Raw genomic sequence first — 11,255 nt, forward strand, 5'->3', positions numbered from 1 at the left:
GGTCACCCACACTCAACTCGGAAGAGCCAGATTAGGAACTAGGCTGTTCCTTCTCCCGTGAGGCTAAATATGCAGGAGCCCGCAATGCAGCAGCCGTATCTTTCGTCCCCTCCCGAATCTGGAGGCGTCCCGCAGCGTCCGGCGCAGGTTCCCAGTCAGCATGCTGATGCCCATATTCCGTGGCGTTCTTCTTCGGCTCCCTCAACCCCTAATACTTCGAGCATGGTGGTTGAGGCTACCGTAGCTTCTGCCGCGCCCATAGCGCCTGTGAGCGGCCCCGAGCGTACGTTTAGGGTCCCGCACCCGGTGCTGAGTGCTATCTCGTGGCTGATTGCGGCTGCGAGCGCTGCATGGCTTGTCATTCTGGCTGTTTCGTTGACGATGATTGTGGCGTCGGGTCTGAGCCATGATTCTGAGTTTGTGATGCTGACCTATGGTGTGTACATGGCGTGCGCGTTTGGCTTCTGCTGTTTTGGTACGTTTTTTGCTTTGCATTTTGGGTTGGGGTCGAGCGCTCATTGGCGTGATTCGATTCGTCACCCGCATCACCCACACTAAAAAGGTTTATATCTGGGTGTAGTTTTTCGGCATGTTTTTTCGGGTATTTTCGGAATGCATTTCTTTTATTTAGACCCCGCGTTTAAAAAATAAATGAGGATTTTTTAATACGCCCCAAAACCCTTCTCCCCTTTTCTACACGACTTAATGCAAGGAGCCACCTGGCGCATCCACATTCGGATGCACCGGGCGGCTTACTTCTAAGCTAAAAGTCTGGGGCAGGGCGCTGCGAGGCAGAACGTTCCGCCACGGGGATTTCTTCAGAACAGTTTGCGTCATCTGCAAGGGCAGGAAAACTGACGAAAAACTCATAGACGGAGGATTCATACTCTTGCTTTTGAATGTGCTCGTTATCAGCTTTTAACATCTTTAGCCCCTCCTTATGCCATTAGGTTAATGCTCTGCGCATGTCAGACGAAGCATGCATAAGCACATTATATTTCGTTCATCCCTGGCATCTGCAACGTACATACTCACAAAAGGAGCCGCCCAGCGCATCCACATTCGGATGCACCGGGCGGCTCCTTCACAGGCTCCCAGCTACAAAGCTAGGTAGCCCAAAGCGGGATTACTCCCACTCAATGGTTCCCGGGGGCTTGGAGGTAACGTCCAGCACCACTCGGTTAACGTCCTTGACCTCGTTCGTAATACGGTTCGAGATCTTAGCCAGCAGGTCGTACGGCAGGCGCGACCAGTCAGCGGTCATTGCGTCTTCCGAAGAGACCGGGCGCAGAACAATCGGGTGGCCGTAAGTACGGCCGTCACCCTGAACGCCCACGGAGCGAACGCCAGCCAGCAGAACCACGGGGCACTGCCAGATGTGCTCGTCCTGACCTGCTGCGGTCAGCTCTTCACGCACGATAGCGTCAGCGGCACGCAGGGTGTCCAGGTTCTCGCGGTTAACCTCACCGACAATGCGGATGCCCAGTCCGGGGCCGGGGAACGGCTGACGTGCCACGATCTTCTCGGGAACGCCGAGCTCACGACCGATAGCGCGAACCTCGTCCTTGAACAGGGTGCGCAGCGGCTCAACCAGTTCGAAGGTCAGGTCGTCGGGAAGGCCGCCCACGTTGTGGTGGCTCTTAATGTTTGCGGTGCCGTCGCCGCCGCCGGACTCAACAACGTCCGGGTACAGGGTGCCCTGGACCAGGAACTTGATGTCTGCGCCCTCTTCGCCCGCTTCAGCGATCAGCTTGCGCTGTGCCTCTTCGAAGGAGCGGATGAACTCGCGGCCGATAGCCTTACGCTTCGCCTCAGGCTCGGTGATGCCATCGAGTGCGGAGAGGAAACGCTCCGACTCGTCGATGGTGATGACCTTGATACCCATGGATGCTGCGTAGTCCTGCTCGACCTGTTCGCGCTCGCCTTCACGGAGCAGACCGTGGTCGATGAAGAAGCAGGTGAGCTGGTCGCCAACAGCCTTGTGCACGAGTGCTGCTGCCACGGAGGAGTCAACGCCGCCGGAGAGCGCGCAGATGACGCGGTCGCTACCGACCTGCTCGCGGATCTTTGCGACCTGCTCTTCGATGATGTTGTTGGTGGACCAGGTGGGCTTCAGGCCTGCCACATTGTAGAGGAAGTTCTCCAGGGCGACCTGGCCGTAGTCGGAGTGCTTCACCTCGGGGTGCCACTGCACGCCGCCGAGCTTGCGGGATTCGTCCACGAATGCTGCCACGGATGCGCCGGGGGTCTTTGCCAGCACCTCGAAGCCTTCGGGGGCTTCGGTCACGGAGTCACCGTGAGACATCCACACGTTCTGGGTGGTGGGGGTGCCGGTGAGGAAGGAGGAGTTCTCAGCGCAGACCACAGCGTCGGTTGCGCCGTATTCGCGCAGACCGGTCTGGGCGACGGTGCCGCCGAGGGTCTGGGCCATCACCTGGAAGCCGTAGCAGATACCGAAAATCGGCACGCCAGCTTCGAAGAGGGCCTTGTCGCCCTTGGGTGCGCCATCGGCGTAGACCGAGGAGGGGCCACCGGAGAGCACGATGGCTGCCGGGTTCTTGGCGAGCATCTTCTCGGTGCTCATGGAGTGGGGGACGATTTCGGAGTAGATGCCGGCTTCACGCACGCGACGAGCGATGAGCTGCGCGTACTGTGCACCGTAATCTACCACCAGGACGGGACGCTCTTCGAGCTGGTCCAGGTTCACAGAGTTGGTCACGAAAATTACCTCAACGTGTTGGTACTAATCCGCGCACTTGCGCGGGGATATATCTATTTTACGCTATCGCTGTACGCCGCCGACGGCGCGTAGCCCCTCCCCTATTCTGGGGTGCCGCTACATGCTCTAACGGGGGTAGAGCGTGCGTATAGAAAGCACCGCCCGGCGACCGGCAGACCATAACCTGCCAACCGCCAAGCGGTGATTCATGAAGCTACATTAGCCGCGGTACGCGGGAACCACGGTCAGGTCAGCCTTCTGGAACTTCTTCAGGTCCAGGTAACCGCAGTTAGCCATTGCACGCTTGAGCGCACCGACAATGTTGCTGGTGCCGTTCACGTGGTGCGAAGGACCGTAGAGGACCTCCTCCAGGGAGCCGACAACACCCAGCGGGGTGCGCACACCGCGCGGGAAGTCCAGCGAGTGCGCCTCGTTGCCCCAGTACCAGCCCTGGCCGGGAGCCTCGGATGCGCGAGCCAGCGGAGCGCCCAGCATGACGGCGTCAGCGCCCAGTGCGAGCGCCTTCACCATGTCACCGGAGCGACCCAGGGAACCGTCAGCGATCACGTGTACGTAGCGGCCGCCGGACTCATCCAGGTAGTCGGAACGTGCCGCAGCCACGTCGGCGATAGCGGTTGCCATCGGTGCGGAGATGCCCAGGCCCTGGCGGGTGGTCTGTGCGGAACCGCCGCCGAAGCCCACCAGCACGCCGGCTGCGCCGGTACGCATCAGGTGCTTAGCCTGCGAGTAGCCAGCAACGCCACCAACGATGACCGGAACGTCCAGCTCGTAGATGAACTTCTTCAGGTTCAGCGGCTCATGGGAGGTGGAAATGTGCTCAGCAGAGACAGACGCGCCACGGATGACGAACAGCTCAACGCCCGCCTTCACCACGGTCTCGTAGTGCTCCTGGGTGTTCTGTGGGCTCAGGGAGCCTGCAACAACCACGCCGGAGTCACGGATCTCTTCCAGGCGTGCAGTGATCAGTTCCGGCTTAATCGGCTCGGAGTAGATCTGCTGCATGCGGGTGGTTGCGGAGGCGGGGTCCGCCTCGGGCAGCTCAACAATCTCGTCGAGCAGCGGCTGCGGGTCCTCGTAGCGGGTCCACAGGCCCTCGAGGTTCAGCACGCCCAGGCCGCCCAGCTTACCCAGTGCAATAGCGGTCGCCGGGGACATGACCGAGTCCATGGGCGCACCAATGATGGGGGTGTCGAACTTGAAAGCGTCAATCTGCCAGGAGGTGTCGACGTCGCGGCGGTCGCGGGTACGGCGGGTAGGCACCAGCGCCACATCGTCCAGGGAGTAGGTGGGGCGGGCGTTCTTGGAGAGGCCAATCTGAATTTCAGACATGGGGTGAATCCTTTCGAATTCGGTTTGAGGGGTGCCGCTGGGCGTTATTCGCGCCGATGCCCGCCCGATACCTGAACGGGTATGGGGCGGGCTCAACGGCGCATGGTGTGCACACCATGCGGCGAATCATCGTTGGTGAGGCGTTTTAGCGGCGGTAGTTCGGTGCCTCAACGGTCATCATGATGTCGTGCGGGTGCGATTCCTTCAGACCTGCGGGGGTGATGCGCACGAACTGACCCTTGTACTTGAGCTCCTCGATGGTGCGGGAACCGACGTAGAACATGGTCTGGCGCAGGCCGCCTTCGAGCTGGTGAATCACTGCGGAGAGCGGGCCGCGGAAGGGAACCTGACCCTCAATACCCTCGGGAATCAGCTTCTCTTCGCTGGAGACATCAGCCTGGAAGTAGCGGTCCTTGGAGAAGGACTTGTGGCGGCCGCGGGTCTGCATTGCGCCCAGCGAACCCATGCCGCGGTATGCCTTGTACTGCTTACCGTTCATGAAGATCAGCTCACCGGGGGACTCGGTGGTACCAGCCAGCAGGGAGCCGAGCATCACGGAGTCAGCGCCTGCAACCAGTGCCTTGCCAATCTCGCCGGAGTGCTGCATACCGCCGTCAGCAATCAGCGGCACGCCTGCCGGGATTGCTGCCTTAGCGGACTCGTTGATAGCGGTCACCTGGGGAACGCCAACACCGGCGATAATGCGGGTGGTGCAGATGGAGCCGGGGCCAACGCCGACCTTCACGCCGTCAGCGCCGGCGTCGATGATCGCCTGTGCGCCCAGGCGGGTTGCAGCCTGGCCACCGATGACGTCCACGTGTGCTGCGGCGGGGTCCTTCTTCAGGCGGGCAATCATGTCGAGCACGCCCTGGGAGTGGCCGTTTGCGGTGTCCACGAACAGTGCGTCGACGCCTGCCTCGACCAGGGTCATTGCGCGCTCGTAGCCGTCACCGAAGAAGCCGATAGCGGCGCCGGCACGCAGGCGGCCATCCTCGTCCTTGGTGGCGTTGGGGTACTGCTCAGTCTTGACGAAGTCCTTGAGGGTAATCAGACCGGCGAGCTTGCCTGCGTCGTCGACCAGGGGCAGACGCTCAATCTTGTTGTTGGACAGCAGCGCGAATGCTTCGTCCTTGGTGACGCTGGGGTGCGCGGTGACCAGCGGCATAGGGGTCATGATATCGCGGACGCGAATGCCCTCGTAGTCGGAGCGGGAGATGTAGCGGATATCGCGGTTGGTGATGATACCTTCCAGCACGCCCGCTTCGCTGACGACGGGCAGACCGGAAACCTTGTAGTAGCCGCAGACCTCGTCGTATTCGGCGATGGTTGCGTCAGCACCGATGGTGACGGGGTTAATGATCATACCGGACTCGGAGCGCTTAACGCGGTCCACGTGTGCAGCCTGGTCCTCGATGGAGAGGTTGCGGTGGATAACGCCCATACCGCCCAGACGTGCCATAGCGATTGCCATAGCGGAGTCGGTCACGGTGTCCATTGCGGCGGAAATAATGGGGGTGTTCAGGGTGATGCGCTTAGACAGGCGGGGGGAGGTGTCCGCATCGGAGGGGATGACGTCGGTGTTGCCGGGCAGCAGCAGCACGTCGTCGTAGGTCAGGCCGGTGAAGCCGAAGGGATCCTCGGACAGAGCGGTGGGAATGGTCATTGTCTACCTTTCGGATGCTGGCTTCATCGGTGAGAAGCTCAGCCTATACGTTGCGTATGTCAAGATGCGGTACGACCCGTCTGCTCGCACCCCACAAGGTGGTTTGAGCGCAAACGGGAACAGCTTACCTTCTATAGTAAACCGCTAAAGGTTTCTTTGCTGAGAAGCACTCATAGTAAGAGCCCCTCAGCAGGAGGCTGTCGGCAGGTTCTAACGCTCTTTCGAACGCGAGCGCATCCGAGCCTACCGACAGCGAGTGCCCGGTACCGCCTCCATGGTGGAGGGGGCGGCACCGGGCACACACACTATTTAGTCTTCTTCAGTTTCTTCGGGCTTCTCAACCACCAGGGTCTCGGTGGTCAGCACCAGAGCCGCAATGGAGGATGCGTTCTGCAGAGCCGAACGGGTCACCTTCACCGGGTCAATCACACCGGCTTCGATGAGGTCCACGTACTCGCCGGTCTTGGCGTTGAAGCCGTGACCCACGGGCAGTTCGGAGACCTTGGAGACGATGACGTAGCCATCTTCGCCAGCGTTCTCAGCAATCCAGCGCAGCGGCTGAACCAGGGCGCGGCGAACGATCTGTACACCCACGTTTGCGTCGTGGTTGCCCAGGTCCATGCCGTCCAGTGCCTTCAGCGCGTGAACCAGTGCGGAACCGCCGCCGGAGACGATGCCCTCTTCCAGAGCGGCACGGGTGGAGGACACAGCGTCCTCGATGCGGTGCTTGCGTTCCTTCGCCTCAACCTCGGTTGCGGCACCGACCTTGATGACACCCACGCCGCCGGCGAGCTTAGCCAGGCGCTCCTTGAGCTTCTCGCGGTCCCATTCGGAATCCACGCGCTCAATTTCGCGGCGCAGCTGCTGCACGCGGTCCTCAATCGCCTCGGGGTCGCCGCCGCCGTCCACGATGGTGGTGTGGGACTTGGTGACGGTCACGCGGCGTGCCGAGCCCAGGTGCTCCAGGGTGACCTGCGGCAGGTCGATGCCGAGCTCGCCGGTCACGACGGTGCCGCCGGTCAGAATTGCCAGGTCCTGCATGATTGCCTTACGGCGGTCACCGAAACCGGGAGCCTTCAGAGCGACCACGTTGATGGTGCCGCGCAACTTGTTCACGACCAGTGCAGAGAGCGCCTCACCGTCAACGTCTTCTGCGATGATGGTCAACGGCTTCTTCGCCTGAACAATCTTCTCGAGCACGGGCATGATTTCTGCAATGGTAGAAATCTTGCCCTGGTAGAGCAGTACGAGGCTGTTCTCCAGCACTGCTTCGCCGCGCTCAGCGTCGGTGACGAAGGAGGGCGAGAGGTAGCCCTTGTCGAACTGCATACCTTCGGTGATCTCCAGCTCAATCTCGGTGGAGGAACCGTCCTCGATGGTGATAACGCCGTCCTGGCCGACCTTCTCGAAGGCGCGGGCCAGCAGCTCACCGATCTGCTCGGACTGCGCGGAGATCGCGGCAACGTGCGCCACCTCGGGGCCCTGCACGGGACGTGCGTTCTCGAGCAGGCGTGCGGAGACAGCCTCCACAGCAGCCTCAATGCCGCGCTTGACGTCGGCGGGTGCCGCGCCGCTAGTGACGTTGCGCAGGCCCTCGTTGACCAGTGCCTGTGCGAGCACGGTTGCGGTGGTGGTACCGTCACCGGCTACGTCGTTGGTCTTGGTGGCGACTTCCTTCGCCAGCTGGGCACCCAGGTTCTCGTACGGGTCGTCCAGTTCAATTTCGCGGGCAATGGACACGCCGTCATTGGTGATGACGGGTGCGCCCCACTGCTTGTCGAGCACAACGTTGCGCCCGCGCGGGCCGAGGGTTACCTTGACCGCGTTTGCCAGCTTATCGACGCCAGCCTGCAGGGACTTGCGGGCGGCATCGTTGAATTCAAGCTGCTTAGCCATGTGTTCGCTACTCCTAGTGCGTCACAGAAAGGAAAATTTGAGGGGCAGATGATAGCTCATGCGCCGTACCGGATGAGCGGTACGGCGCATGAGCATCTGAAAGTATTAGTCGACGATTGCCAGAACGTCGCGTGCGGAGAGAATCAGGTACTCTTCGCCCTGGTACTTGACCTCGGTGCCACCGTAGCGGGAGAACACGACAACGTCGCCTTCCTTGATGTCTACGGGGATGCGGTTGCCCTTCTCATCCACGCGGCCCGGGCCAACGGCGACAACGCGTGCTTCCTGCGGCTTTTCCTTCGCAGTTTCGGGGATGACCAGACCGGATGCGGTGGTCTGCTCAGCCTGCTCGATCTTGATAACGACGCGGTCTTCCAGGGGCTTGATAGCCATAATCGGTTCCTCCGGGTTGTGGATTTACGTTTGATGCGAGACAGCGGCGCAGTGGCGCGCCCGATGACTGTCTCGAGTGCTACCTCAACTCTAGTTTCACCTGTGCTTTCGGTCAAGAAAAGCACCCCTCTGCCGGGGTGTTTCACCGCAAGGCGAACGCTGAGCAAAAAGCTGGGCAAATCGGGCTCCTCACCTGCCAAAACCGGCACCCCGTAAAATGAGGAGCATGCCTATTCCCGCATCCCCTTTTACTCCCGCCGCCGAGCTTCCGTTCAGCGCCGAAGCGCTTGCGGCAGCCGACGAGCTCTACCCGCTGGGCTCGGATACGCTCAGCGCCGTTACTTCTTTGCGTTCGCGAGGTTTTAGCCCCGAGGAGTCTGCACAGATTATTTCGCTGGCGCAGGCTCGTACCCGTGCGCGTGCCAAGTTCGGCGAGCGCGCCCGCACGCTAATGCTGACTCAGGAGGCTGCGGAGCAGGCGACCCGCCCGGTGATTGCGCACTATCGTGCTCAGCGTCTGCGCCCGGTTGCCGGCACGGTGGCTGATTTGGGGTGCGGTATCGCCTCGGATTCTGCCGTGTATGCGGCGGATCGCGGTGCCGTGGTTGCGGTGGAGTTGGACCCGTTGACGGCTTCTTTTGCGGCGAAGAACCTAGAGTTTTGCCCGCAGGCACGCGTGTATTCGGGGGATGTGACCGATTATGTACACGGTGAACTTCTGGACGCTTCCGGCGAGCCGGTGGGCATTGTGTGGATGGACCCGGCACGCCGCGAGTTGCGCGGTGCGAAGAAGGCTCAGACGGAGCGTCTTTTTGATCCGGAGGCGTTCTCTCCCCCGTTCTCGTTCGTGCTGAGTCTGGCGCGCACTGGCGTGCCGATGGGCGTGAAGTTGGGTCCCGGTTTTCCGCATGAGGGCATCCCCTCCCCCGAAGATATTGCGTCGGAGGCAAACCCCAACCCACGCGTTGAGGCGGAGTGGATCCAGTCGGAGGGTTCCCTCGCCGAGTTGGTGCTCTGGTTTAACGCGCTAGCTCAGGAGGGGGTGGCTCGCACGGCGACCTCTGTGCATGAAACCTCTGCGCGCGAGCTGCCTGCGGAAGAGACTACCCCTAATGATGCCTCCAGCGGAGGCACCGCCAAAACCAGTGCTCTGCTGCCGCCTTACGAGGCGGTGAGCTTCCGCAGCCCCTTAACGGCGGAAGAGGCGCAGCAGAGCGTTGAAGTTCCGACGTCCTTGCCGCAGCCGAGTGAATACCTATTGGAGCCCGCCCCGGCGATTGTGCGCTCGCATCTGGTCGCTGAGTTTGCGCAGAGTATTGGCGCGCATCTGTTGGATGAGCATCTGGCGTATCTGTGTTCTGCCGAGCCGGTGGAGCATCCGCTGGTTGCCTGCTACGAGGTGCTGGAGGAGATTCCCCTGCAGGAGAAGCAGCTGAAGCGTTGGGTGCGCGAGCAGGGCTTTACGGCGCTGACGATTAAGAAGCGTGGCGTGGATATTGTCCCGGAGCAGTTGCGTGCGCGCCTACTGGGTTCTGCGGGTTCTAAGCCTTCTAAGAAGAAACAGAAAAAGAACGCTAATTCTTCTTCTGATGCGCAGGAGTCCTCGTACCGCCCGGCAACGCTGGTCTTTACCCGCATCGGTTCGGGTAGGGATTCACGCCGCGTCGGCTGGCATGTGCGCCCGCTCTAACCTCACCAGCCCCGGCCGCCCATCCCTAACTACCCAGCACTGACGACTCAGCCCCGACTGCCCAGCCCCGAGGACGGGTTACCGTTCGTGACGATTCGTGACATTTCCCGTTCCGGATTCTGCACTCGACAGGGCACCGGGCACCGCAAGACCGTACACTAGATACGGTGCCCGATAAAGACGCTGTGCCGGATAAAGATACTATGCCTGATCAAAGATACGCGGCCTAGTAGAGGCACTCCCCCAAGGAGCCGGCTCCCACCGGCTAGCGCACAGCCGGGCAGAGCCCACCGATAATAACTTCCATAGTCGGCACCATGCACGACCCTATTTCCAGACGCAGGAAAGGCAATATGATCGACTTTGCTACCTCCCCGCAGTCCACTCTCGGCGTGGAATGGGAGATTGCGCTCATCGACCGTGAAAGCGGCGCACTGACCCAGCGCGCCAGCGAGGTGCTATCCATCCTGCGCGAGCGCCGCCCCGAGCTGCTTGAGCCCGCCTCCGACCGCGCGCATGTGACCGGCGAATTCCTGGAGAACACCGTCGAGGTGGTGACCGGCATCTGCCGTACCGTCGCTGAGGCGTGCCGTCAGCTGCAGGATTTGGCGGATACCCTGCGCGAAATCACCGATGAGCTCAGCATTGAGTTCTACCCCGCCGGCACTCACCCCTTCTCCCACTGGGCTGACCAGCCGGTCGTGGCGAAGGAACGCTACCAGCGTGTGGTCGAGCGCGCCCAGTATTGGGGCCGCCACATGGTCATTTACGGTGTGCACGTGCACGTGGGTATTGACTCCCGCGATAAGGTTCTGCCGCTTATTGACGCGCTGACCAACTACGGACCGCATCTGCTGGCGCTTTCGTGCTCTTCCCCCTACTGGGATGGAATCGATACCGGTTACGCTTCGCACCGCACCCAGCTTTACCAGCAGCTACCCACGAACGGTCTGCCCTTCCACTTTGATACCTGGGAGCAGTACAGCGAGTACCTGGAGTCACTCGTGGCAACCGACGTGATCAACGACCCGAGCGAGGACCGTTGGGATGTTCGCCCAGTTCCGCGTTACGGCACCATTGAGATGCGCTATTGCGATGGCCTCGCCTCCCTGCCGGATGTTGCGGCAATCGTGGCGTTCACGCAGTGCCTGGTGGAGTACTTCTCCCGCCGCATTGAGGCGGGCGGAAGCGTTGAGGTGCTCGCCCCCTGGCACGCTCAGGAGAATAAGTGGCGCGTCGCCCGCTACGGCCTGGAGGCTAAGATCGTGGTCTCTAACGAGCCGGTGCAGCGTACCCTGCGTGAAGATTTTGAGCTGCTTCTGCCCAAGCTGGAGCCGGTGGCACGCGACCTTGACTGCGAGGTAGAGCTGGCGCAGGTACGCCGCATCCTCGCCGAGGGTACGGGTGCGGATCGTCAGCGTGCGGTCTTTGAGAAGACCGGCTCTCTGCGTGAGGTGGCGCTGGATGTTGCCGCGCAGTCTCGTGCGCGAGCGCTGCGTTAGAGCCGCTCCCCCGCGCCCCCCCCCCCGTAACTAAAGCTTGAA

At 61.4% G+C, this 11,255-nt stretch carries 9 protein-coding genes; 3 read left to right on the forward strand and 6 right to left on the reverse strand.

All coding sequences use genetic code 11. The features are described from left to right. The first annotated feature begins 69 nt into the window (after positions 1-69). Positions 70-558 carry a hypothetical protein gene (locus HMPREF2884_RS09085; RefSeq protein ID WP_141744451.1) on the forward strand — a complete coding sequence of 163 codons (489 nt, stop codon included), beginning with the start codon at positions 70-72 and terminating at the stop codon, positions 556-558. A gap of 205 nt (positions 559-763) precedes the next feature. Here the strand turns inward: HMPREF2884_RS09085 and HMPREF2884_RS09220 are convergent, their stop codons facing one another. The 6 genes from HMPREF2884_RS09220 to groES form a co-directional block, all read right to left on the reverse strand. Further along, positions 764-925 (reverse strand): hypothetical protein, encoded by a 162-nt coding sequence (locus tag HMPREF2884_RS09220; protein WP_160311328.1) that lies wholly within the window; start codon positions 923-925, stop codon positions 764-766. A gap of 201 nt (positions 926-1,126) precedes the next feature. Then, complete coding sequence (guaA, locus tag HMPREF2884_RS01700) at positions 1,127-2,719, reverse strand: glutamine-hydrolyzing GMP synthase (protein WP_005505071.1); 1,593 nt, start codon at positions 2,717-2,719, stop codon at positions 1,127-1,129. A gap of 219 nt (positions 2,720-2,938) precedes the next feature. After that, positions 2,939-4,069 carry a GuaB3 family IMP dehydrogenase-related protein gene (locus HMPREF2884_RS01705; protein WP_005505070.1) on the reverse strand — a complete coding sequence of 377 codons (1,131 nt, stop codon included), beginning with the start codon at positions 4,067-4,069 and terminating at the stop codon, positions 2,939-2,941. Between the two features lie 145 nt (positions 4,070-4,214). Continuing rightward, on the reverse strand, positions 4,215-5,732 hold the full coding sequence (guaB, locus tag HMPREF2884_RS01710) for an IMP dehydrogenase (protein WP_070615072.1): 1,518 nt from the start codon (positions 5,730-5,732) through the stop codon (positions 4,215-4,217). Between the two features lie 309 nt (positions 5,733-6,041). After that, positions 6,042-7,628: a chaperonin GroEL gene (gene groL / locus HMPREF2884_RS01715; RefSeq protein WP_012903087.1), complete on the reverse strand. Its 1,587-nt coding sequence runs from the start codon at positions 7,626-7,628 to the stop codon at positions 6,042-6,044. A 105-nt stretch (positions 7,629-7,733) separates the two neighbouring features. Beyond that, complete coding sequence (gene groES, locus HMPREF2884_RS01720) at positions 7,734-8,021, reverse strand: co-chaperone GroES (protein WP_005505066.1); 288 nt, start codon at positions 8,019-8,021, stop codon at positions 7,734-7,736. Between the two features lie 226 nt (positions 8,022-8,247). On the opposite strand from groES, the gene HMPREF2884_RS01725 reads away from it, so the two are divergent. Next, the gene (locus tag HMPREF2884_RS01725; protein WP_246827907.1) at positions 8,248-9,711 is read left to right on the forward strand and encodes a class I SAM-dependent methyltransferase; all 1,464 of its coding nucleotides are present in this window, start codon (positions 8,248-8,250) and stop codon (positions 9,709-9,711) included. 353 nt (positions 9,712-10,064) lie between these two features. After that, positions 10,065-11,213, forward strand: a complete 1,149-nt coding sequence (locus tag HMPREF2884_RS01730; RefSeq protein WP_070615076.1) for a glutamate--cysteine ligase — start codon at positions 10,065-10,067, stop codon at positions 11,211-11,213. The last annotated feature ends 42 nt before the right edge of the window (positions 11,214-11,255 follow it).

The sequence above is a fragment of the Rothia sp. HMSC073B08 genome (assembly GCF_001812975.1).
In the GTDB taxonomy this organism is placed as follows: Bacteria; Actinomycetota; Actinomycetes; order Actinomycetales; family Micrococcaceae; genus Rothia; species Rothia mucilaginosa.

Excerpts from the sequence above, each read along its gene's own strand:
- guaB (WP_070615072.1), bottom strand. The coding sequence starts at position 5,732 with ATGACCATTCCCACCGCTCTGTCCGAGGATCCCTTCGGCTTCACCGGC.
- HMPREF2884_RS09085 (WP_141744451.1), top strand. The coding sequence starts at position 70 with ATGCAGGAGCCCGCAATGCAGCAGCCGTATCTTTCGTCCCCTCCCGAA.
- HMPREF2884_RS01705 (WP_005505070.1), bottom strand. The coding sequence starts at position 4,069 with ATGTCTGAAATTCAGATTGGCCTCTCCAAGAACGCCCGCCCCACCTAC.
- HMPREF2884_RS01725 (WP_246827907.1), top strand. The coding sequence starts at position 8,248 with ATGCCTATTCCCGCATCCCCTTTTACTCCCGCCGCCGAGCTTCCGTTC.
- groL (WP_012903087.1), bottom strand. The coding sequence starts at position 7,628 with ATGGCTAAGCAGCTTGAATTCAACGATGCCGCCCGCAAGTCCCTGCAG.
- HMPREF2884_RS01730 (WP_070615076.1), top strand. The coding sequence starts at position 10,065 with ATGATCGACTTTGCTACCTCCCCGCAGTCCACTCTCGGCGTGGAATGG.
- HMPREF2884_RS09220 (WP_160311328.1), bottom strand. The coding sequence starts at position 925 with ATGTTAAAAGCTGATAACGAGCACATTCAAAAGCAAGAGTATGAATCC.
- groES (WP_005505066.1), bottom strand. The coding sequence starts at position 8,021 with ATGGCTATCAAGCCCCTGGAAGACCGCGTCGTTATCAAGATCGAGCAG.